The sequence below is a fragment of the Clostridium sp. E02 genome (assembly GCF_003833015.1).
In the GTDB taxonomy this organism is placed as follows: Bacteria; Bacillota; Clostridia; order Lachnospirales; family Lachnospiraceae; genus Lacrimispora.
In genome coordinates this window covers 124,585-146,559 of record NZ_RJLQ01000011.1, presented here as the reverse complement: position 1 = coordinate 146,559, position 21,975 = coordinate 124,585, and the positions used below count along the sequence as shown (strand labels likewise).

Annotated in this window: 22 protein-coding genes; 3 read left to right on the top strand and 19 right to left on the bottom strand. The window is 38.1% G+C overall.

Annotated elements, in window-relative coordinates:
* Positions 1-140 precede the first annotated feature (140 nt).
* Together EFT72_RS10235 and EFT72_RS10230 are read right to left on the bottom strand one after the other, a co-directional pair.
* Entirely contained in the window at positions 141-1,187 is a 1,047-nt protein-coding gene (locus tag EFT72_RS10235) for a bifunctional glycosyltransferase family 2/GtrA family protein (RefSeq protein WP_124066824.1), read from the bottom strand.
* A gap of 110 nt (positions 1,188-1,297) precedes the next feature.
* A complete protein-coding gene (locus EFT72_RS10230; RefSeq protein ID WP_124066823.1) occupies positions 1,298-3,376 on the bottom strand; it encodes a methyl-accepting chemotaxis protein in 2,079 nt (692 codons plus the stop codon).
* Positions 3,377-3,690: 314 nt separating this feature from the next.
* Between EFT72_RS10230 and EFT72_RS10225 the strand changes: the two genes are divergently transcribed.
* Positions 3,691-4,002 carry a helix-turn-helix transcriptional regulator gene (locus tag EFT72_RS10225; RefSeq protein ID WP_124066822.1) on the top strand — a complete coding sequence of 104 codons (312 nt, stop codon included), beginning with the start codon at positions 3,691-3,693 and terminating at the stop codon, positions 4,000-4,002.
* Positions 4,003-4,059: 57 nt separating this feature from the next.
* On the opposite strand, the gene EFT72_RS19270 is transcribed toward EFT72_RS10225, so the two are convergent.
* The 10 genes from EFT72_RS19270 to EFT72_RS10180 form a co-directional block, all read right to left on the bottom strand.
* The gene (locus EFT72_RS19270) at positions 4,060-4,230 is read right to left on the bottom strand and encodes a hypothetical protein (RefSeq protein ID WP_164473130.1); all 171 of its coding nucleotides are present in this window, start codon (positions 4,228-4,230) and stop codon (positions 4,060-4,062) included.
* 70 nt (positions 4,231-4,300) lie between these two features.
* Positions 4,301-4,867, bottom strand: a complete 567-nt coding sequence (locus tag EFT72_RS10220; protein ID WP_124066821.1) for a hypothetical protein — start codon at positions 4,865-4,867, stop codon at positions 4,301-4,303.
* A gap of 27 nt (positions 4,868-4,894) precedes the next feature.
* The gene (locus EFT72_RS10215) at positions 4,895-5,359 is read right to left on the bottom strand and encodes a hypothetical protein (RefSeq protein ID WP_124066820.1); all 465 of its coding nucleotides are present in this window, start codon (positions 5,357-5,359) and stop codon (positions 4,895-4,897) included.
* Between the two features lie 239 nt (positions 5,360-5,598).
* Positions 5,599-6,174, bottom strand: coding sequence for an accessory gene regulator B family protein (locus EFT72_RS10210; RefSeq protein ID WP_124066819.1), 576 nt, complete (start codon positions 6,172-6,174; stop codon positions 5,599-5,601).
* Entirely contained in the window at positions 6,174-6,335 is a 162-nt protein-coding gene (locus EFT72_RS10205) for a cyclic lactone autoinducer peptide (protein ID WP_243109990.1), read from the bottom strand. The genes EFT72_RS10210 and EFT72_RS10205 overlap by 1 nt, the downstream gene beginning before the upstream one ends.
* Positions 6,336-6,403: 68 nt before the next feature.
* Complete coding sequence (locus EFT72_RS10200) at positions 6,404-7,699, bottom strand: sensor histidine kinase (RefSeq protein WP_164473129.1); 1,296 nt, start codon at positions 7,697-7,699, stop codon at positions 6,404-6,406.
* Between the two features lie 46 nt (positions 7,700-7,745).
* The gene (locus EFT72_RS10195) at positions 7,746-8,534 is read right to left on the bottom strand and encodes a LytTR family DNA-binding domain-containing protein (RefSeq protein WP_124066817.1); all 789 of its coding nucleotides are present in this window, start codon (positions 8,532-8,534) and stop codon (positions 7,746-7,748) included.
* Between the two features lie 131 nt (positions 8,535-8,665).
* Positions 8,666-10,411, bottom strand: a complete 1,746-nt coding sequence (locus EFT72_RS10190; protein WP_124066816.1) for an ABC transporter ATP-binding protein — start codon at positions 10,409-10,411, stop codon at positions 8,666-8,668.
* Positions 10,408-12,141 (bottom strand): ABC transporter ATP-binding protein, encoded by a 1,734-nt coding sequence (locus EFT72_RS10185; RefSeq protein WP_124066815.1) that lies wholly within the window; start codon positions 12,139-12,141, stop codon positions 10,408-10,410. The genes EFT72_RS10190 and EFT72_RS10185 overlap by 4 nt, the downstream gene beginning before the upstream one ends.
* A 45-nt stretch (positions 12,142-12,186) precedes the next feature.
* Positions 12,187-13,077: a radical SAM protein gene (locus EFT72_RS10180; RefSeq protein ID WP_124066814.1), complete on the bottom strand. Its 891-nt coding sequence runs from the start codon at positions 13,075-13,077 to the stop codon at positions 12,187-12,189.
* A 139-nt stretch (positions 13,078-13,216) separates the two neighbouring features.
* Between EFT72_RS10180 and EFT72_RS10175 the strand changes: the two genes are divergently transcribed.
* Positions 13,217-14,041 carry a YihY/virulence factor BrkB family protein gene (locus EFT72_RS10175; protein WP_124066813.1) on the top strand — a complete coding sequence of 275 codons (825 nt, stop codon included), beginning with the start codon at positions 13,217-13,219 and terminating at the stop codon, positions 14,039-14,041.
* Positions 14,042-14,084: 43 nt separating this feature from the next.
* Here EFT72_RS10175 and EFT72_RS10170 read toward each other — a convergent pair whose 3' ends face one another.
* From EFT72_RS10170 to EFT72_RS10155, 4 genes are all read right to left on the bottom strand, one after another.
* The gene (locus EFT72_RS10170) at positions 14,085-15,581 is read right to left on the bottom strand and encodes a carboxypeptidase M32 (RefSeq protein WP_124066812.1); all 1,497 of its coding nucleotides are present in this window, start codon (positions 15,579-15,581) and stop codon (positions 14,085-14,087) included.
* A 74-nt stretch (positions 15,582-15,655) separates the two neighbouring features.
* Positions 15,656-16,735 (bottom strand): 5'-3' exonuclease H3TH domain-containing protein, encoded by a 1,080-nt coding sequence (locus tag EFT72_RS10165; RefSeq protein WP_124066811.1) that lies wholly within the window; start codon positions 16,733-16,735, stop codon positions 15,656-15,658.
* A 27-nt stretch (positions 16,736-16,762) separates the two neighbouring features.
* A complete protein-coding gene (locus EFT72_RS10160; protein ID WP_124066810.1) occupies positions 16,763-16,996 on the bottom strand; it encodes a hypothetical protein in 234 nt (77 codons plus the stop codon).
* Between the two features lie 44 nt (positions 16,997-17,040).
* On the bottom strand, positions 17,041-17,541 hold the full coding sequence (locus EFT72_RS10155; RefSeq protein ID WP_124066809.1) for a macro domain-containing protein: 501 nt from the start codon (positions 17,539-17,541) through the stop codon (positions 17,041-17,043).
* Positions 17,542-17,717: 176 nt separating this feature from the next.
* Here EFT72_RS10155 and EFT72_RS10150 point away from each other — a divergent pair, with 176 nt between their 5' ends.
* Complete coding sequence (locus EFT72_RS10150; protein WP_124066808.1) at positions 17,718-18,539, top strand: chemotaxis protein CheW; 822 nt, start codon at positions 17,718-17,720, stop codon at positions 18,537-18,539.
* 90 nt (positions 18,540-18,629) lie between these two features.
* On the opposite strand, the gene EFT72_RS10145 is transcribed toward EFT72_RS10150, so the two are convergent.
* From EFT72_RS10145 to EFT72_RS10135, 3 genes are all read right to left on the bottom strand, one after another.
* The gene (locus EFT72_RS10145; protein ID WP_124066807.1) at positions 18,630-19,082 is read right to left on the bottom strand and encodes an NUDIX hydrolase; all 453 of its coding nucleotides are present in this window, start codon (positions 19,080-19,082) and stop codon (positions 18,630-18,632) included.
* A gap of 133 nt (positions 19,083-19,215) precedes the next feature.
* Positions 19,216-20,655 carry a penicillin-binding transpeptidase domain-containing protein gene (locus tag EFT72_RS10140; protein ID WP_124066806.1) on the bottom strand — a complete coding sequence of 480 codons (1,440 nt, stop codon included), beginning with the start codon at positions 20,653-20,655 and terminating at the stop codon, positions 19,216-19,218.
* Positions 20,642-21,970, bottom strand: coding sequence for an FtsW/RodA/SpoVE family cell cycle protein (locus tag EFT72_RS10135; protein WP_124066805.1), 1,329 nt, complete (start codon positions 21,968-21,970; stop codon positions 20,642-20,644). Before EFT72_RS10135 ends, EFT72_RS10140 begins: the two co-directional genes overlap by 14 nt.
* Positions 21,971-21,975 lie beyond the last annotated feature (5 nt).

Here is a 21,975-nt window from a genome sequence, read left to right as displayed (position 1 = left end):
TTTACAAGCAGGTAACTGTAGTTTTATTAAAGTTACCCAAAAACTAATAGTACCTAGTTAAATCAAGCACCAGAAAACTGGTGCTTATGTTAAAACTTTTTCGGGACATTTTCAAAAACGGTTGACAGGAATATTTTTATTTAATGCTTTTTCTTAAAAACCATCCGCTTCTGAAGTAGAAAGCTCAAAAAAAACAAAAACAGTTCCACCATCGCTTTTGCAGTCATGCCATGGAAGCCTTTTTCTTCCACCAACCAGACTAAAATCACCGTGTTGACACACAAAAGTGAAAGGGCCAATATTGCATAACGGAATCCCGTCTGGAACAATCCTCCCTGATGGCGAAATACAAAACGCTTATTTAAATAAAAATTCATAGAGGCACTGACGACCCGAGCGGTAATATTACTAACTATTTCTGCAGATGGAATCCCTTGCAGCGTGGTTACAGAAAGCACAATTCCATAAAGAATATAGTCCAGACAGAAACTTATTAAAGATGAGGAAGCAAATCGAAACATATTTCTGTATATACGAATCGAATCCTGAATGATCCGAAAATGAGAGGAGGCATTTCCATCTAGATATATCGTCTGAATGGGAACTTCCACTATCTCAACCCCCTCTTCCACGCACTGAAACAGAACATTTGTTTCATATTCGTACCGATCTCCTGGTACTGAAAGCAAAACAGGAATCAAACTGGTATGAAACGCCCGCAAACCCGTCTGGGTATCTTTTAATCCCTTTCCCGAAATCAAACGGAATGTTACTTTTGTAAATTGATTGCCAATCCTGCTTCTTAATGGGAGCTTACCTGTAAAATTGCGAATTCCTAATAAAAGTGCCGATTTATTTTCAAATATTTTATCCAAAAGTAGTAAAATATCCTCCGCAACATGTTGTCCATCTGCATCCGCTAGGACAATTCCACCTTCTTCCCCATCTTTCTGGATAAAATTCAGTGCAGTTTTAATCGCTTTTCCTTTTCCATAATTCTTATCATGAGTTAAAATCCGCGCATAATCCTCTGCTTTTCTAAATACGGAATCCGATTCTTTGCTGCTTCCGTCATTTACTACAATAAGCCTTGCCGCAGACTTCTCATTCAGTTCCTGAAGCAAGGCTATCATCCGATCATCTGGTTCATACGCAGGTATCACAATTGTATGGTTCCTTGCCGTCATTATACACTCTCCCAGTCTTTTGTGTTCCCACTCTATACCTTGAGTTTTGACGGCAATTTACAAACCTATACTGCGTATGCTTTTAATCTGTTAAAATAAGAGTCCTGTTGTCATTCCTTAAGTTTAAATCCAGATACAACTGATTTCAACTCTTCTGCAATGCATTCCTGCTTTTCAGACATTTTAGACATGTCCTGAACAACAACGTAAGCTTCTTCTATGGTTGAAAGCACCATATTGCTATTGCCCGCTGTTGTCTGTACGGATTCGGAGACGTTTTGAATCGCGTCACGAACCTCCTGCATAATCTGACTGATGTTCCCTGCCATCTCGGCTACCTCATTGGATATCCCCTCGATATTTACCGCATCTTTTCCATATTGCTGACTCACATCCACAAACTTATTATAATCAGGTGTAACCGTATCCTTCAAGAAATGAACCATGGATTTGGATCCATTCATCATCATAGCAAATGCCGTCTGGACTTGTGTAATCGTGTCTTCTATCTGTTTAACGATTTCAGAAGTATCTTTTGCAAGTCTCCCGATTTCTCTTGCAACCACAGCAAACCCTCTGCCCTGCTCTCCAGCCCTGACCGCTTCAATCGACGCGTTTAGTGAAAGCAAATTAATTTGAGATGCCATATTAGATATAAGCTTTGCCATATCCCCAATTCTTTCCACTACCTTGGCATTCTCCACTGCTAATTCTAATTCTCGCTCCCTTTCCCCTGAAATCGACAAGGCATTTTCATAGGCCTCTCTGCTGTCCTTTTCAATGATGGTGGCCCGTTGCATAATCTCTCCTGCCATTTTACTGCTTTTATCCGTCTCTCCTGCTAATACACTTACCGAACTGTTGACTTCCGTCATAGAAGCATTTAATTCCTCGGAGGCTGCGCTGGAAGACATCATTGCTTTATCTACATCAGACATGTACTGTTTTACTTCACGAAACTGCTTTAATAAATCACTGGATATGGTATTCACATGTTCACTCGCGTCGTTAATGCCAACCGCATGATCCGAAATCTGTTCAATGACTTCTTTATTACTCTCAAACATATGATTTAGGGAGCCACTCATCTGCCCTAATTCGTCTTTTCCTTTGGAGTTTAAAGGACTGATTGTAAAATCGCCCTCTGCTAAGGCCCCAGCAAACCGTCCAACTTTCTTAAGTCCAGAAACGATATACGCCACTTGCAGCAATACAGATAAGATACATAAGACCAAAGCAATCGCACTTACCATTATTAACTTATTATTCAATTCCATGATGGGTTTATCTAGTTCTGACTGAGGCATCTGGATCATAATAATCCATCCTACTCCAGGTATGGAATTGTAATATAAATTATAGGTTTCATTTTCTTCTACGTAGGAAGTATTTCCCTTTGTAGTGGCGACCATGGTTTTTGCCGCTTCTGCAAGAGTAACGTTCTCATCTTGCGTTAGATTCTCCGCATTGTTAATCTTATTATTATCTTTACCACTTAGATATACCCCCTGTGCTGAAATCAGAGCTGCCGTACCATTCTCCCCTACTTTTATGGTGTCAATCAATTCATCAATATCATTTAGCTGCATATCGACAGTCACTGCACCTATAAACTGATTATTCTTATCATAAATAGGTGCGGTACAAGATGCCATCATCATGTTTAAAGTGGGATCAAAATATGGATCTGTAATGACCGCCTCTTTGATTCCACCTGAAGCGATCTTATAATATTCCTGATTAAAATAGTCGTAAGTCGAATTGCTGTATTCATAGGACAGTTTTGTTGTCTCTCCATCTCTATACCAATATGGACCCATATATTTTTGCTGATCGTCAAACACATTGGGTTCAAACCAGATGCCACTTCCTAGAATCAAGTCATTTTCGGATATAATTTTCTTAATGGTTTCCCCATATGTATCAATATCTGTTGTTTGATAAGAAGCCCCTATCATATCAGAAATATTTGTTGCCGTCGTTTCTATCCCGTCTAGATAATTACTGATACTGTTACCGTTTGCTTTTAATTCTGACTGCATGGAAGAATTGCTTAATTGCTCAATCAATTCTCGGCTCGTCGATTCGCTTATCTTTGCAAGCAAAACCAAAGCCAATACTACAACAGGCAGTATACCAAGAAGCATCTTAAAACCAATGCTCCTTATTCCGATTCTTCTTTTTTTCATAATTTTCTCTCCTGTACTTGGGTATTTTAACCTAAAAATTTCCTCTTAGGAGTTAATATTCTGCTGAATGGATTGTTAAAAGATAAATAGATGTGATTATTATAACAGGATTCTAATTTTCTATTGCATTTTTAATCATGTGCATTTAAACTGAACATTGGTAACCCTTCCATTCCTCCACACTCTAAAGCATCCTATTAACATTTTAACTAATTATACTATTACAACTCAGATTATGCAATATCAGGATTTTGAATCAATTAATTATGCGTTGTAGAATGAAAAAGATAACATAGTACAAGAGGTGACAAAATATGGATCAGGACTATATTAATAAAAGAATTACAGAATTGCGTAAAAAGAAAGGAGTTACAGAACATAAGATGAGTCTCCAACTGGGACGCAGCAGAAGTTATATGCAGAGTATATCAAGCGGAAGAAGTCTGCCTTCTATGTCTGAGTTTCTTTCCATTTGTGAATATCTAAATGTTAGCCCAGGTGATTTCTTTGATGATGGCAACTCAAATCCGCCATTAATCAGCGACACCATTGATAAGCTCAAAACACTACCAGACAACGATTTGTTATTAATTCTTACAATGATAAATCGTATGCATTCTGAATAATTGTATTCCTCTGCTGTTTGGCAGCAATCACTAAAGATACGCTGCCAAACACCCCATTCAATCCTTTGACTCACTTTTTTCCGTATGTTTCACTTGTATGTCCCCTGTCACAGTTCCCATATCCGGAATTGCACCCAGTATTCTTCCATTTAATTCGTCCAGGTTTCCATTTGTGATCATTCCGCAGAAATATCCATACAATTCCTGATACGAATGCTTTTCTTTCATTCTTTTATTCCTACCTTTTCCATATTTTCTCCCATTCTTATTGTATTTTAATCGTACAATTTTTGCCTTTTTATTTATTATCGCGAATTAAAATGCTCTTTCTTATCTGCTCGATACATTGAACCCAGTTTGTACGTTCTTTAAATGGGCAGTTAAACATACCCATTAAAAGTTTTGTCCCCATTGGATAAATCGTCAACATATTATATAGATTTTCATCTAATGCATTGCTCACAAATTCCATCCAAGCAAAAGGAACCGGTTCCTCAAGTTCAGAACCGGTCTCCAGACATACGCTCATAGGCTGAAATCTTTTTAATACCTGATAGAAATCATCAATAACTGCTTCCAGCTGTTCTTTACCGATTTCTTTGTCTACTAGATTAAACGTAAAATTAACTGTACCATCCTCATTGGTTTTTATAATTTCGGGTCTCTGCTCTGAGAAATACTTTTTTCTGGCTTCTTCATGTTTCATATCCCGGAACGTAATCGGTAGAAAGATTTCTACTTCATGGTGAAAAAGATTGGTTTTGCAGAAACGAAGTAGTTCACTTCCTACATAAATACCAGTTTCAATGCTAGTGTGTCGACTGACACGCTCTATATTATTAGAGTTTTTATTATTATTGTACATTGCAATTTTCCTCTCTATTCCATCTTGTCAATTATCATCCACCGTAATCAATGTTGTAGAATCCATACTTTCATAAACCTTAACCCAATTGGGATTATCCGCATAAAAACCCACTTCTTTTTCCACGGCATCAGAAGAATTCGACATAAACATAAGAAGCAGAATGATCATCTCTACTACAAACAGGATTCTTCTTATAAACATCTTTTTTTTAGGAGGTTTCTGTGTCGGCTTGTATGTGAACCTTGGAATCAATACGAGTTTTTCTTTTAGAATCTTGCACTTAACAATTCCAGAGTCTCGTGCTACCAAATCAAACAAAAAATTCTGATTTTCAATTAAATACCGGGAATTATTCCAAAAATGAAGACTCCCATACATAATATCTGTTTCCAGCTCATAACTTTTTATTTCTTCAGTTCCATTTTCTTTTCGTATACAGCAATTGGCTCGGTATTGATAATAGCTTTCGTTGTGTCTTTTTGTCCGCACGTTATAGTCTTCCTTTCATTCTGAAAACTCAAAAATTCTTGTACTTACATTTTACAATGTTATAAAACAAATTCAACACAAGTGCCAAAATTATACACGTTAAGTTCCAAAATTAGCACGAAAGTTTATTAACATTCATATTTGACTCCTTCTAAATGATTTGAAAATACCAGTTTTATTATAATATAAAAATAGGGCTACAGATAATTCTGCAACCCTACACAATAATTAGTTTACTCTTATTCATTGTGATTCTTAAACACGCCATAAACCAACATAAGGGACAGTAAGATATGGCTGATGGCTATTACCACACTTACTCTTGGATAAACATAATATAAGCCCCCTAAAATAACCGTTTCTATCAGCCAGATTTGTCTGCTCTTTTTACGATAACGAATCGTCTCAGCTTCATCTAGTGGTTTATTCTTATCTGGAGCCGGAGCAAAGAAATAAATCAGCACTCCAGATATAGCAACTCCCACTGGAGGCAAATACAGAGCCAATCCACCTGTTATGTAATGTTCCAGCAAGCAAACAACGAGTACCAACAATGCAGAGACTACGGTACAGCCTCCATTGGTTCTTGCATGATACCCCCCACAATATGATCTCAGGGGAATATAGCTAATAAGAAATACAAAAACAGGAATCGGGGCTTTTAGGACAATGGCGATGATCACTGCAATCAAAACATTAACTAACTGATTGATCAACACCTCATAGGCATACAAATACAGAGGCCGCTGCTCATTGGATAAAATGTTTTTCTCAATCTGCCAACTGACTATATGTTGGGATAACCGTTGAATCATTAAAACTTCCTAAGGCTCTTAGCTTCTTCCGGAACCTCTGGTTGATGATGAGCCCACATACAAGCAACATTAATCGTGTATGCAGCCATAGCCAGTGCACATACATTCATCATATTCACCATTGACAGTTTCCCCTTTACTACCTCAAACAGTTTCTTCATAAGATTATCACTCCTTTTTTTTTTCATCATATACCTAAAAATTACAAATTTCAAGTAAAGTGCCAAAATTATACACGTTGAGTGCCAAAATTTGCATTTTGTTTTTCAGAATAGGTAGAAATCGTTAGCGTAGTGGTAAATAAATCTGATCTTTCTTCTAAATTTAGAGTCCCTCCGTACTTTTCTGCCAGGTTCGTTACAATCCCAATCCCCAAACCATGGGATTGGGAAACCTCTTTTGTTGAAAGGCGACGATTTCCATCTTTCTTTGCTAAAATCGCATAACTATTTTTGATATGGAAAATCAAAAAATAATTGGTTCCCATAAAAAGTTTGACATCCACTTTCCGATTCTCCGGTTTGCATTTTACAGCTCCTTCCACAGCATTGTCTAAAAGGTTCCCAAACATTGAAATCATATCAGCATCATTAATAAAATCAAGGTTTAAGTTTTTTTCTATAAAGAGAGAGAACTCAACACCAATATCTTTCGCCTTTGTTACTCGTTCGGATAAGATTGCATTAAATACAGGATGAGAACTATATAATATGCTACTCGTTTCTTCTTGGATTTTTCCTTTTAATTCATCAATGATTGAAACGATCTTTTTATTATCATCGTTCAATGCCAAAAAACGAAAGCTATTAAAATAGGAGTTAATATCATGAATAAAGCAACGATATCGATCATTGATTTTCAATATATTCTGAAAGTGTTCATTCTCCATGTCCCGCTTCATTGAATATAGTTCCGCATATTTCACTTTGTTCATTACATCCGTATATTTTTCTAGTATGATAAAAATAGCAATATTAGTAAAAAACAATAGAAAAGCACCACTACACATGAGAATCTGCAGGATTTTGGAAGAAGGAAAATCTAAATACAAAAAATTAATAGAAATAAACATGGAAAATATAGGTACGATCAATAAATACCATGAAAAATTATTATTATTACTTATTTTTATTTTTTTAGTATATTTCTCACTATAGATCAAAAGCAAAAAGCCTACAATATATTCAATTAATAAAAAGTAAACCCCTCCAGAAGTAAACCATGGTGGAATATAAAAGGGAAGAATATTTGATAGCAAGCGATATAAAATTTCAAAAGATACTTCTTTCCCTGCTGCAAATATGACATAAAAGATTAGAGTATATGCAATACCGTTGGATAAAGAAATATCAAAAACTAAGACAACGTAAAAATAATAAATCACTGGGATTGTAATTAAATTTAGCCATGTCAGTCCTATACTATTTTCCAAAAAGACTGCCAGGGTTATTATTACAGTACAAGTTATCGTTATTTTAACGCCACGTTTCTTCTTAAATATAGCACTAAAAAACCGATACAGCATATAGATATCCGCACAGCAGAACAGCAAACGACTAACCGAAAACAACTCATTTCCCATCATAATTTCCATCCCTATATTTTGATAACATAAATTCTTCCTTCAACAGATTAAACTCCTGCGCCTTACTTCGTGCAATTTGAAAAATAATGTCTACATCCTTTAATTTTAGCACTTTGCTGGTGCAGTAAATTAAATATTTGAAATTTATTACATAGCTGTCATGTGGATATCCAAATCCATATTCCTTCAGTTTCTCGTATATATTCTCCAATTTATCCGGAATCCGAATGTCGGGGATCACACCGCATTCATCTAATTTCACGCCATAGATTCTTAACGCATTTTCTGAAATATGAACTCTGGTATTCTTCTTATATTTTTCAATATAAACAATGTCATCCGCTCTAAGAAACAACCTGTCTCTGTTCATATTCGCAGTCAGAAGCGGTGCCTGTCCAAATTCAACCATTTTTTCAAGAGAATCCTTTATGTATCGATCCATTACTACATCCGTCATATTTTTCATAATATAACGGTAAGGCTGTACCTCAAAACTCCTAGGGGATGGTTCTGCAAAACCTGTATAAAAAACTAGTATTACATTACTATCTACTTCTCTGATCCGAATGGCTGTTTCTTCTCCATCAAGTCCATTCATCTGAACATCTAAAAATATGATTGAAAATCTGATATTCTTTAATGCCGTTAGAAGATTCATTCCAGACTCATATTCATGAATTCGAATCTTTTCCGTTTCGGGCATATTCCTCTCAATCCGCTCAGTTAACCGCTTCCTGTCTAATGGGTTGTCATCGCAAATAGCAACTTCAAACATTAATTTTACCGCCTTTTATAAAGTCCTTTTCCTTAAAGTATCGAACTTTTTACACCTTTTCTTAATAGGTCCTTAAGAAAAGGCGCTTTGTATTTGATTTTGTACTTATAAATATCTTTTATATAACACTATTATACCGCAAACTGGCTATTATACAAGCTTGTATAAAAACCATTCTTCAAAAGCAGATCTTCATGTGTTCCCTGCTCTATAATGTGTCCATCCCTCATCACAAGAATTACATCTGCCTCCTTTATGGTAGATAGACGGTGAGCCACTATAAAGCTGGTTCTGCCCTCCATTAATTTCGCAAATGCTTTCTGAATTTTAATTTCCGTTCTAGTATCAATCGAAGAAGTTGCTTCATCAAGGATCAGCATGGGGGGAAGACAAAGCATAACTCTTGCAATGCAAAGAAGTTGTTTCTGTCCCTGAGATAAGTTACCTCCATCTTCTGTTATCACCGTATTGTAACCATTTGGCATCCGTTTGATAAAGCTGTGTGCATGCGCTTCTTTCGCCGCTACAATGATCTCTTCTCTGGTCGCATCTGGTTTTCCATATCCAATATTCTCCGCAATCGTTCCAGATTTCAGCCAAGTTTCTTGTAATACCATACCATAGCCCATTCTAAGGCTTTGTCTGGTGATATGCCGTATATCGGTTCCATCCACCGAAATCGTTCCTGAATTCACATCGTAAAAACGCATCAATAAATTGATAACTGTACTTTTCCCGCAGCCTGTAGGACCAACAATTGCAACTCGCTGTCCCTGACTAACTTTTAAATTCATATCCTCAATCAAAGAAACTTCTGGATTATAGGAAAAATACACCTGATCCAAATGGATCTGTCCCTTTGCATCCTCAAGTCTTAATGCATCTTTCTCATCCGTTTTTTCTTCCTTTTCGTCAATTAGTTCAAAAACACGTGCTGCAGAAGCCAGAGCATTCTGAAGTTCTGTAATCACTCCAGATATTTCATTAAATGGTTTGGTATACTGATTGGCATAACTTAAAAAACTGGTTAACTGACCTACGGTTAAGAATCCCTTAATTGCTGCAAACGCACCTGCAATTCCTACACAAGCATAAACAAGACTATTGACAAACCGTGTGGCAGGATTGGTAATGGATGAAAAGAAAGTTGCTTTTAGCCCCCATACGCGTAACGTCTCATTGATTTGCTCAAAGTTCTCCTGTGCCTCCTTTTCATGTCCAAAAGCCTGCACCACTTTCTGGTTCCCAAGCATTTCTTCGATCAAAGAGGTGAGTTCCCCTCTTGTTTTTGATTGCATCTGGAACATACGATACGTTCGCTTTGCGATAAAACTTGCCACCAACAAAGAGATTGGAGTTACCAAAACGACCACGGTCCCAATCAAAGGATTAATAAGAAACATAAAAAACAAAGTTCCAAAAATTGTCAAAACACCAGTAAACAACTGTGTAAACCCCATTAACAGACCATCAGAGAATTGATCAATATCTGCAATAATTCTGCTTATCATGTCTCCATGTCCATGGGAGTCCAAATACTTTAAGGGCAGAAACTCCAGCTTATTAAATGCCTGTGTTCTTATATCTTTTACCACACGGTAAGTAATGTTATTATTAATATGACTCATCAGCCATTGAGCCAAACTAGTAATAGCAATCACGCAACCAATCTGAATTAGCACATTTCGCATCCCTTTAAAATTCACATTGCCTGGACCAACGATGCAATCAATCCCACGACCGATCAAAATAGGAACATACAACGTAAAAATAACGCTAACAGCGGCACACAAAAGCGATGCTATTACGCCCCATTTATAGCGTCCAATGCAAGTAATGATTCTTTTGACCGTAGATTTATGTTGTGATGCCCTCATCCCTGCACCTCCTTTTCTGATAACTGTGACAGACAGATTTCCCGATAAACGTCACAAGAATCCAATAATTCTGTATGAGTCCCGCAGCCTGCCATCTGACCATCTTCTAAAACAACAATCCGGTCAGCGTGTCTGATGGTGGAAGCTCTCTGAGTTACAATAAATACGGTCATATCCCTGGTACCTTCTTTGATTGCCTTCCTAAGTTTTGCGTCGGTTGCAAAATCCAAAGCAGAAGCACTATCATCCATAATAAGAATCTTAGGATTTTTTACAAGAGCCCGGGCAATGGTAAGTCTTTGTCTTTGACCGCCTGACAGGTTCTTTCCTCCTGCCTGAATCATAAAGTCCAACCCTTCTCCTTTTTCCTCAACAAGCTCTCTAGCCTGAGCAATGGTAAGAGCCTGATAAATTTCTTCATCTGAGGCGTCTTTTTTTCCCCATTTTATGTTCTCCTTTATACTGCCCTTAAAAAGCACCGCTCTTTGAGGAATTATTCCTATCTGTTCTCTTAGCTGTTTTATTGGATAGTCCCTTACATCTGTTCCGCTGATTTTAATAAAACCTTCTGTCACGTCGTAAAAACGAGGAATCAAGTTAACAAACGTCGATTTCCCAGATCCAGTTCCACCAATAATACCGATTGTCTCCCCTCGCATGGCTTTAAAAGAAATATCAGTTAATGCAGCTGCTTTGGCCCCGTGATAGAAGAAATTCATGTGCTCAAACTCCACCTTAGGTGCTTTCTGATCTTCCACTGCCTGAGCATTTACGTTCTCAACAATCTCAGACTTCCGGTTAAACACCGAGCCAATCCGGTTTGCACATGCCAGAGCCTTAGATATTGTAATAATTAAATTAGCTAGCTTGATCAATTCCACCAGAATCTGGGACATATAATTGACAAGCGCTACCAACTGCCCTTGTGTAATCTTATCTGTTTGAACCAAATCTGCACCATTATGGATCAATGCAATGATTCCCAGGTTAATGATCACATAAGTAAGTGGATTCATCAATGCCGACACCTTGCCAACAAACACCTGGAGTTTAACCAGAGAACCATTTTCGTTGTCAAATCGGTTTATTTCATCTCCCTGACGATTGAAAGCACGGATCACACGGACACCGCTTAAATTCTCTCTCGCTGCCAGAAGAACCCGGTCTAACTGTTTTTGTACTTTTTTGTACAACGGCATACTGATATACATAATACCAAATACCACAATCGATAGAACCGGTATGGTTACAGCAAATATAAACGCCGCCCTGGCATTTATGGTAAACGCCATGATCATGGCTCCAAATACCACAAACGGAGACCGAAGAAACAGCCGCAAGAACAAATTTACGCCCGACTGAACCTGATTGGCATCGCTGGTAATTCGAGTAATTAATGTTGAAGTCCCTATGGTATCAATCTCCCGATAAGAGAGACTGTTGATATGAGAAAACAGATCATATCTTAAAGATGTTCCAAACCCAGTAGCAGCTTTCGCCGCAAAAAACTGAGCGGTGATGGAACAGGTCAATCCCACGATACCAAGGAGTACCAGCAAGCCACCCATTCGTAAGATATAAGTAAAATCTTGCGTCTTGATCCCTACATCAATCACTTTTGCCATAACCAATGGCACCATCAATTCAAAACTAGCCTCCATCAGCTTAAACAATGGACCGAGAATACTCTCCAATTTGTAATCCTTTAAGTACTTGAGGAGCTTTTTCATCCCTTTTTTCCTCCGCATAAAATACATTTATTGTATTGATACTCTTCAATCAAACAAACTTAACTGAGTGACTTTATATCTTTTTTTATAACTGTGGATAATGTCATCCATTCGATACAGGATTTGATAACGTTCGCATTCCTGTGCAAATACCTGCCATAGTTTTTTAGCGCGCAGACTTGTACACTGATAGCGATTTCCATAAACTTTTATATACTCTGTTACAAGGTCCTGTTCTGGAAACTGTTCCTTTAAACGGTCAAAATACCATTCTCTCTGATTATTCCTAAGAGTCATTCCAAAGGCTGGGTAGATAAAGTTCGCACCCGCGTGATGAGCCTCTTTAATCACGGAGCGAATATTATCCTCATTGTCTTCCAAAAAAGGCAATACTGGCATAAGAAGAATTCCGGCAAATATACCATTTTCCCTCAGACGCCCAATTGTTTCCAAACGGGCAGAGGGGAGGGATACGTGAGGTTCTATGTGGGAGGCCAGTTTATCATCAGCAGTTGTTACTGTTATCTTACATAGAACTGGTGACCGCTCCATAATTCCCATTAACACATCAATATCTCTCTTTAAAAGATCACTTTTCGTTGCAATCGCTACACCAAAACCATAGGCCTCAATCAACTCCAATGCATGTCTGGTCATTTTTAGATCCCGTTCCAGTGGATTATAGGGATCACTCATGGAACCAGTACCGATCACCCCTGTTTTCACTTTTCTTCTAAGTTCATCCCGAATTATTTGCAAGGCTTCTTCTTTTACCCGTATGGTATCGAAGCGATCAATCCGGTAACAGTCAGAGCGACTGTCACAGTAGATACAGCCATGGCTGCACCCCTTGTAAATGTTCATATTATAATCAATTCCAAACCATTTGGTATCTTTTGTTTTTGTCACAATGGTCTTTGCAGGAATATACTCCATATCTCACTATCCTTTCTAATTTCACCTTATTTATATTGTATGAAATGGAATCTGGAAACAAAATAGGGATCCCTTGATATTTTTTTTGTCTCATGCTAATATTCTAATATAAAATGAATAGAAAGGGCATAGGAAAATTATGATACGTTTTCTGTTATGCTGCAAGCACCTTTACGAAAAATACACCAAAGATGAAATGACAGTTTATGCAGCACAGGCCTCATTTTTCTCTATTATAGCGGCTTTTCCTTTTATTATGCTGCTGCTGGCTTTGATCCAATGTATCCCCTCTCTTACAAAAGCAAACCTTTTACAGCTTTTGGTAAACGTAATTCCAAGTTCTCTGAAGATAGACAGCATCATTGTGACGGTTATTGATGATCTATACACCAACTCACCGGCAGCCGTATTGTCTGTTACCGCTATCGCTGCTGTCTGGTCTTCTTCTAAAGGTATGTTGAGCATAGAACGAGGGTTAAACCGGGTATATGGACAGCAAAAAAAGCGAAGCTACCTTATGACCAGACTAGTATGCGCCGGATATACCGTTGTATTTATGATTATATGCATTCTATCCCTTGTATTACTCGTTTTGGGTAGTTCCATCCAGACGTTTATGAACCATCATTTTCCATTCCTTGCAGAGGTGACCCGGTATGTAATCAGTTTCCGAACCATGCTGCTGTTTATTTTGACCATCTGTTTTGCCGTACTTTACACATTCGTACCAGAAAAAAAGCAGGAATTTACCAAACAACTCCCAGGGTCTATCTTTTGTACCTTTGGCTGGATCATTTTTTCCTCCGTATTTTCCATCTATTTTAGCAACTTCAGTAATTTCTCCGTTATGTATGGAAGTCTTACTGCTATTGTTTTATTGATGCTCTGGCTCTATGCCTGTATCTGTATCTTGTTTTTCGGTGCAGAGATCAATGCCCTTTTATCTGGGGATTGTAAATTATAATCAAAAACCAGGGTCAGTAACGAACGTAACCCTGGTTTTCGCATTAGGACAACCGGTAAATCTTCCGATACTTGTCTTTTAAATACTCAATAAAGTAGTCTGGTGTAAAGTCTTCTCCAGTTATGTCTTTGATGATCTCACGACTCGTCTTCGTCTTACCGTATTGGTGGATATGTTCTCTTAAATACTCCCGGATCACATCAATTCTTCCACTTTTTAAAAGTTCATCAAAATCCATTTCTTTTTTCATATGCTCATAAATTTGTGCGCCAAAGGCATTCCCCAGTGCATAGAAAGGAAAATATCCCAACAATCCCTGTGACCAATGAATGTCCTGCAAAACTCCTTCGGAAGCCTTCTCCGGACGAATGCCCAAATATTCTTCGTATTTATCTGCCCACATTTTCGGAAGTTCTTTTAGATCTACATCTTCCTCTATCATCATCTTCTCAATTTCGTACCTTATCATAATATGAAGACTGTAAGTAAGCTCATCCGCCTCCGTCCGAATAAAACCAGGTTCCACTTTATTGATTGCCTCTACAAATTGTTCCCGCTCAACTTCCCTTAGTTTATCCGGATACAATTCCAACAATTTATCATAAAGTGGAACCCAAAAATTAGGATTCCGCCCCATAATGTTCTCAAAGAAACGGGACTGAGATTCATGCATACCCATAGAGGTTCCTTGTCCTACCGGAGTCTGAGTAATCTCGTCAGATATCCCTAATTCATAAATCCCATGTCCAGATTCATGGATCACAGAAAACATGGAACTATCCATCTTTTCGTGATAGCTAGTGGTTATCCGGACATCGTGATTGTGAAGATTGTCTGTAAATGGATGTTCGCTTACTGCCAATACTCCTCTTTTAAAATCAAATCCTACATATTTAGCCAAATAGTGTGCCATTTCTTTTTGCTTATCAATGGGATATCCACCTGTCAGGAAGGTATTGTCAATTTCTTTTCCATGTTCTTTTATCTCTTTTAAAAGAGGTACAATCTCTTCTTTTAATTTCTGAAAGAATTCATCCAGTAGCTCTGTATTAAATCCTTTTTCATATTCATCCAGAAGAACGTCGTAAAGCTTTTGTCCTTCTTTTTTTCGGTAAGATGCAATTTTCTTTTTGTAATCAATTACTTTTTTTAATGTTGGTGCAAAGGAATCAAAGTCCTCGTTCTGTTTTGCCCTTGACCAGACGCTGGCGCCTTCCGCTATGAGCTTCGCATTCTCTCTGTATTCATTTTGCGGAATGCATACAAGATCTTCTCTTTCCTCTTTTGCTCCATTTACAATTGCTCTTTGTATTGCAGTTAAGTCTTTATCTTTCTCGCACGCAGTAATTGCCTCTCCTAATTCATCTCCAGTCATCCATTTGTAGAATTCTTCTGACAAAGCCCCTACAACGTTTGCCGTATAAGATCCAGCTTCTTCTGGAGCAAGTGTTTCATTGTCCCAGCCAAATAAGACAAGCGCAGTCTTAAGTGCCATGGTTTTTTCTAACACAGAGGATAATACTTCATAAGTTTCACTCATAATATCTCTCTCCTTTCACGAATTCAGATACACTCTGTAAGATTGTCTCCAAACCCATTTAAAAAATACTTATATTATTCATTCCCCGTTCCAAAAATTGATGCTTCTTTGATGTCAAGGCGTTTGAGCCATTCTTTTATTTTATCCTGACGATAGGAGTCTGCATGAAAATCCTCCAGGCTTAATGAAATGGGGATATCTGTTTTCATTGTAGCCAGTTCCTTCGAAAGAAGTGCTGCCTCTTCCCCGCATAATTCCCCTTCGCCTTTTTTTGTCAGTGCTTTAAAAGGAGATCGGGTAATTCCTAGTTCCTTCTTCCAAAATTCCTGTAGTTCTTTTAAGCGTTTCTTGTCATCTTCCACTTCATGAATGGCCCGGTATATTTCTTCCACGGTACCATATTCACCAAGAAGCAGGGGCGCTGCGCTGCTTACCCCTTTTACTCCAGGGATATTATCGGAGGTATCCCCCTGAATCCCTTTTAAATCCACAATCTGCTCCGGCTTTACACCTTCTTCATGATATACCGTGTCAGAAGTGAACTCGAACACCTTTTCCGGAAGGTTTAAATCTTCCTTTTTTAGCCCATAAATTGAATAGTACTTCTTGTAAAGATCATCTGCCTTTTCCTGACGGGTCTGTACCATCCAGGCCCTGACATCATACACATCACTCACAAGCTGTAGATAATCATGATCCTTGGTATACAGTATAATAGGAATTTCATTTCTAAATTTCATTACCAGACTACCTGCATAATCATCTGCTTCAAAGCGATCACAAAAAAGAACCTGAAACCCTGCCTCTTCAAGAATAGTTTCTATCAGCACAAATTGTGTTTTTAAAGGTTCCGGGGTTGCCCCTCTGGTTCCTTTGTACTCCTGATAAAGTTCTCTTCGAAAAGTGTCTCTGGTCTTATCAAATACGAATGCAATATGATCGGGCTGTTGCTTTTTCATAAGCGATACTACCATCTTAAGCATACCGAAAATTGCATTGGTATAGGTTCCATCCTTTGCATGTAGTATCTTATCGTAATGACTTTGTTTCTCCTCATCCGTTTTCGCGTACATGATTTCTCTTGGCAAAACCGCATAGTAGCAGGTGGAGAGCATGGAAGAACCATCAACGATTACAAATTTTCTCTCTGACATGTATTACTCCATTCTTTCTATATAAAATCAATTAAAATAATTCTGAAGTTCCATTTCATTCTTTGTACCAAGACGTTTCATAATTTCTCTTCGTTCCTGGCCAGATAATTTTTTCCAAAGTTTCTGAACACGTGGATCCTCAAACCCCACATAAGGCAATCCATTCTGCTCACATTCGTAGGAAGACATGTAATGATTGAGTGCACTCCATTCCACATAAAAAGCTGTGATACTTCGGCTTAAAGAATTTACTTTCGCCATACGTTTACCTCCCAGATAAATAATACTGACTTAAGTTTCTAGAACTATGATTCATCGGTCTCGTTCTTCCAGATCTGTACTTCGCCCTCATATCCCTGAAAAATCGTTTCTATGATAGACTTAACGATCTTCCAGTCTCCTCCACCGTATCCGCATCCAATCTTATAAGGGATTGCGACTTTTTCTTTTTTGTTCCGTACTTCTACAAAATCAAGGATTTCGTTTAACGCTTTTTCCAAGGCCCTGTAGTCTGTGTAAACTCCGTCCTTTCCGTAATCATCCTGCCCAAATAAATTTGCAATCAAAAACCAGCGATCTCCCTTTTCAACTGGTTGGGCAGATACTTTTCCGAGCAGTTCAAAAGTGTTTCCCCCCGCCTGTTCCTGCCACTGTTTTGTAATGATTTTATATGTTTTTTCCACTTCTGGGAACATCTTTTTAACTTGTCCCGCAATTCCGCGGCCAAATACACCCTTACAATTTACCTGATGACAGATAATGTCTGCATCAGAAGTAAAGATATCTCCGTCATAATAGTTAAGCATATTTTTTCCTCCAAGCTGATTAAATCAGATATTCAGAGTCATTATACCCTGAATTTTAAGTTATTCATAGTCTTATATAAAAGATTTCATTCATGTTTTTTAAAAAATCCGTTGAAGTATCAAGCGAATGGACTTATAATTAATCATAAATATACAAAAGGGAAGGTACATACAGAATGGAAAACGGAATCAAATATCCCTATATTCTATTTAAAATTGCAGATTCCACTTATTGCATCAACAGCAAACACATAGCAACTATCGTTCAATTACCAGAATATAGTGAGATCCCTTCTTCTCCTGATAATGTTACTGGGATGTTCAAATATCGGGATCGTGTTATTCAGATGTTGGATTTGCGTATCACACTTGGTCTAAAGCCCATATCAGAGGAATGCAAAGAGTTTGAACAGATGATCGACGCCAGAAAACAAGATCATATCCAATGGGTGAAGGAACTGGAACGTTTTATCAACGAAGGTGGAAGTTTTAATCTTGCAAAAGATCCCCACCAGTGTGCACTTGGTAAGTGGTATGACAGTTTCACCACAGACAACGCAGCCGTTATTCATCATTTAAAAAAGATAGAAGAACCACACTGTAAACTTCACAAAGCTGCAGAAGAAGCTGAGATGTGCATGAAAAATTGTAAAGAATGTCAAAGGGAAGAATGTTTGTTTGTTATACTGAGTAAAGTAAAAAACGAGTCTATGCCAACCATCCTCAAACTCCTTGATCAGACAAAGGAACTGTTTCAATCAACTCTTTTTAAAGAGATGGTTCTAATCCTCGATGACACAAACTGGGGAATCGTTGTTGATGAGATCCTTGCAGTGGAAGATCTTAACATTCTTTCCTATCGGGAAAAAGAACCGATCGTTGAGCACTGCTCCTATATCAACCGGGTTATGGAGCGCGAAAAAGAAAAAGGGTTAATCTTTGAATTAAACATTGACAACCTGTCAGCGAAGCTGTTAGATCTAGAATCTTATATATAGATCCTATTTCGTACTGCAAAGAGCCGGAACGTTTGAGAAAACGGTTCCGGCTCTTTACGATCAACCAGGGTCGTTCCCTGACTTTGTGTCTCAGAAATACTTTTTACTGCCCCAAAGACTACTCTTCTTTAAATCCAGATATTCATTATAAGCCTTTTCTAATATCTGTTTTTCATTGGAAAACTTAAGAAGATGATACGCTTCATGGAACTTGTAATATCCTGAATCGATAAAATATTCTTCCCGTTGTGGTTTACTGTAATAGCTGTCGGCCATCATTAGATACCAGTGTACATCCTTTTCCACCATATCCTGGGGCGTATTAAAAGAGTACTGGCTCTTACCAATGTACTTGATAATGGACGCACTAACTCCGGTTTCCTCTTTAACTTCTCGGAGTGCCGTCTCTTTATACTCTTCACCCGCTTCTACTGTTCCCTTTGGCAAAACCCAACCTTCATATTTGTTTTTATAATTCTTATATAAAACCAGAATTTTACCTCGAAAAATAACCACACCGCCACAACTCGTTGCTTCAATCATTGCAATTCCTCCAGAGTGAAACCGTTTTTCCCGCAGGATTCCGATTTTGGTGTGTCTCATAGACTGGCTTTAGTATACCTCTTTTTTTTCGCTTATGCAAGTACTCAATCTCCAAAAGCTCACATGAAAATCCTTAATATTTGGTAAAATATAGATCAAAGAGTGACCTTGCAATCGGCGCCGCAGTCTGTCCGCCAGAGCCTCCTTCTTCCACGATTACACTGATCACAACCTTCGGATGTTCGGCAGGAGCAAATCCTACAAACCAAGCATGAGTCTCCTTCTTTTTATCAAATTCTGCAGAACCAGTCTTACCTGCTGCCGTATACACATCGGTTCTAAGACGGGAACCTGTTCCTTCCAAAACAACTGCTTTCATCAATTCGGTTAAACCACCAGATTCCTGTGCAGTCATTAAATTTCCATAGGATCTTGGTACATTTTTTTTAATTACATCCCCACCAACATTTTCCACGTGATCAATGAAATACGGATTCATCAATGTCCCTCCATTGGCAATCGCAGCTGTAATCATTGCGTTATGAATGGGCGTAATTTGTGTCCGTCCTTGTCCGATGCTCGTCTGTAGAATCGACCAGGTATCGGCTCCGGGTTTCATGACATAAGTACTTTTGCTGTATGGAAGCTCCAGATTAAGTTCAGAGTTAAATAACAATCCATCTGTTGTGTTTTTTAGCTGACCTAAGTCCAGATTGAGCCCCAGATTTGCAAAGGCTCCGTTGCAGGAATTTGCAAAAGCCAGTGTTAAATTCTGATGGCCGTGAACCGTATCATGATAACATTTTATGCTATACTCTCCATTTTGGTAAACTCCGCTACAGTCAAATGTATATTCCTTATAATGTTCTGGATTTTCTCTCATTGATTCCAATGCTGTTACAATTTTGAAAGTAGAACCAGGAGGATAGAGCCCCTGAGTTGCTCGGTTTAATAACTGGCCGGTCGTATTGTCCTTAGAAACCAATTGGTCCCAGTCTGACAACAAGGTATTGGGGTTATAATCTGGTTTAGAAACCATGGCCAGTATCTTTCCGGTATCCGGTTCCATAACAATTACCGCACCCTTTCGATTCCCTAATGCGTCATAAGCAGTTTTTTGAAGATCTAAATCTAACGTTGTCACCACACGGTCACCTGGATTCTTTTTACCAGATAACTCATTGATAATTTGTACAATTCCATTGACATGACTAGATAGCAGATAGAAATTTGCCAAAGACTCAAGTCCCGTTTTCCCATTTGCCGAATAACCGACAACATGTGCAAACAGAGAATCATATGGATAAACCCTAATTTCTTTTCCTTCCTCATTGACTTGAGTCTGCGCGAGAACATTACCATCATTGCTTACGATCTCTCCCCGTATTACACGGTCTGCAAAACGATCCAGCCTGGAATTATAGGAATTATTAATTACGCGATTGCTATCCACGAATAAAAAATACGAAAAATATCCACCAAGTCCCAAAAAAAGCACTACCATTAAATAAGTAAGAATTAGAATGTGTCGATTTGCTTTCGATTTCGAACTGGATATTTTATTCACATTCATAACGATCTTCTTCCTCTTCCTTCCGTTTCAATATAAAAAGGCCCTGAACGATACCAAAAGTTATTAAAGTACTTAAAATCGAACTTCCTCCATAGCTGACCAGTGGAAGCGTGACTCCTGTGGATGGAATAAATTTAATCACTCCACCAATATTTAAAAATACCTGTAATCCATAAATAATAGCAAGACCAAACGCAATCAGCTTATAAAACATTGCCTGCATCTTCCCTGCAATTATAACAAACTGTAAAAATAATCCCACAAAAAGAAGCAGAATACAAAGTGCATAAATTCCTCCAAGCTCTTCTGCAATTGCAGAAAATATAAAATCTTTTTCCACAACTGGGATTTTACCTGGCATCCCCCTGTATAGTCCCATACCAAACCAGCCCCCTGTACCAATGGCAAATAAAGACTGTGTAACCTGGTATCCTTTTCCCGCTATGTCAGACCAGGGATTTAACCATGCAGTTACTCTTGTTCTTACGTGATAAAAGATCTTATATGCGAAAAATGATCCCAATGCTCCCATACTAACTCCGCCCACCAGATACCTCCACTGTTCAGTTGCAACAAACAGCATGAACACATAAGTGACAAAAAATATAAGAGCACTTCCCAAGTCTTTTGAGAATACCAGAATTAGAACATGCAGTGCCGATATTCCACTTACGGTCAGTACCGTTTTCCTGTTTGTGGATCGGTAGAACATGGAACTGATAAAAAACACATAACTGATTTTTACAAATTCCATGGGTTGGAAGGAAAATCCATAGGCATTTAACGACAATTGCGCTCCATAGCTGCTCGTTCCTATCAGAAATACAAGGAATAGAAGAATCATTCCTCCGATGCCATAGACCCATGGGATTTTGCTAAACTGCCATACTCTGTCAATGATGAAAGGGATCAACCAAGTCACCAGTGTCGCTGCTACAACAATCACAAACTGCTTCAATGCCCTGTCAAACGAAAGCCTGGACAACATAATGAAACCAATCGATAACAACATACATTGATTGTTAATCAGCAATCCGGACCGATATCGGTAAAACAATCGGTATAAGAATAGATATCCAACAAAGAAAGAAACCTGCACCACGTAAAAAGACAGGATTTTTTCATCTTTCGTTTCGATCCATAGAATCAGATAAGCAAGTAATTGGTTTAAAAGCATAAAGATATTCTGACGTTTTAACAATCGATCCTTTTTAATTTCGTCTTTGAATGAAAAATAGCGAAAGTTTAAATATGTGTAGAAAGCCATGAACAGAATCATAAAATACCTGGAGACATCGCTAATTATATTAATCATACACC

What these genes read in the sequence shown, in the direction of transcription:
- EFT72_RS10155 (WP_124066809.1), bottom strand. Translation starts at nt 17,541, where the DNA reads ATGCTTAACTATTATGACGGAGATATCTTTACTTCTGATGCAGACATT.
- EFT72_RS10185 (WP_124066815.1), bottom strand. Translation starts at nt 12,141, where the DNA reads ATGAAAAAGCTCCTCAAGTACTTAAAGGATTACAAATTGGAGAGTATT.
- EFT72_RS10190 (WP_124066816.1), bottom strand. Translation starts at nt 10,411, where the DNA reads ATGAGGGCATCACAACATAAATCTACGGTCAAAAGAATCATTACTTGC.
- EFT72_RS10175 (WP_124066813.1), top strand. Translation starts at nt 13,217, where the DNA reads ATGATACGTTTTCTGTTATGCTGCAAGCACCTTTACGAAAAATACACC.
- EFT72_RS10225 (WP_124066822.1), top strand. Translation starts at nt 3,691, where the DNA reads ATGGATCAGGACTATATTAATAAAAGAATTACAGAATTGCGTAAAAAG.
- EFT72_RS10230 (WP_124066823.1), bottom strand. Translation starts at nt 3,376, where the DNA reads ATGAAAAAAAGAAGAATCGGAATAAGGAGCATTGGTTTTAAGATGCTT.
- EFT72_RS10145 (WP_124066807.1), bottom strand. Translation starts at nt 19,082, where the DNA reads ATGATTGAAGCAACGAGTTGTGGCGGTGTGGTTATTTTTCGAGGTAAA.
- EFT72_RS10220 (WP_124066821.1), bottom strand. Translation starts at nt 4,867, where the DNA reads ATGTACAATAATAATAAAAACTCTAATAATATAGAGCGTGTCAGTCGA.
- EFT72_RS10140 (WP_124066806.1), bottom strand. Translation starts at nt 20,655, where the DNA reads ATGAATGTGAATAAAATATCCAGTTCGAAATCGAAAGCAAATCGACAC.
- EFT72_RS19270 (WP_164473130.1), bottom strand. Translation starts at nt 4,230, where the DNA reads ATGAAAGAAAAGCATTCGTATCAGGAATTGTATGGATATTTCTGCGGA.
- EFT72_RS10200 (WP_164473129.1), bottom strand. Translation starts at nt 7,699, where the DNA reads ATGCTGTATCGGTTTTTTAGTGCTATATTTAAGAAGAAACGTGGCGTT.
- EFT72_RS10180 (WP_124066814.1), bottom strand. Translation starts at nt 13,077, where the DNA reads ATGGAGTATATTCCTGCAAAGACCATTGTGACAAAAACAAAAGATACC.
- EFT72_RS10170 (WP_124066812.1), bottom strand. Translation starts at nt 15,581, where the DNA reads ATGAGTGAAACTTATGAAGTATTATCCTCTGTGTTAGAAAAAACCATG.
- EFT72_RS10165 (WP_124066811.1), bottom strand. Translation starts at nt 16,735, where the DNA reads ATGTCAGAGAGAAAATTTGTAATCGTTGATGGTTCTTCCATGCTCTCC.
- EFT72_RS10150 (WP_124066808.1), top strand. Translation starts at nt 17,718, where the DNA reads ATGGAAAACGGAATCAAATATCCCTATATTCTATTTAAAATTGCAGAT.
- EFT72_RS10210 (WP_124066819.1), bottom strand. Translation starts at nt 6,174, where the DNA reads ATGATTCAACGGTTATCCCAACATATAGTCAGTTGGCAGATTGAGAAA.
- EFT72_RS10235 (WP_124066824.1), bottom strand. Translation starts at nt 1,187, where the DNA reads ATGACGGCAAGGAACCATACAATTGTGATACCTGCGTATGAACCAGAT.
- EFT72_RS10205 (WP_243109990.1), bottom strand. Translation starts at nt 6,335, where the DNA reads ATGAAGAAACTGTTTGAGGTAGTAAAGGGGAAACTGTCAATGGTGAAT.
- EFT72_RS10195 (WP_124066817.1), bottom strand. Translation starts at nt 8,534, where the DNA reads ATGTTTGAAGTTGCTATTTGCGATGACAACCCATTAGACAGGAAGCGG.
- EFT72_RS10135 (WP_124066805.1), bottom strand. Translation starts at nt 21,970, where the DNA reads ATGATTAATATAATTAGCGATGTCTCCAGGTATTTTATGATTCTGTTC.
- EFT72_RS10160 (WP_124066810.1), bottom strand. Translation starts at nt 16,996, where the DNA reads ATGGCGAAAGTAAATTCTTTAAGCCGAAGTATCACAGCTTTTTATGTG.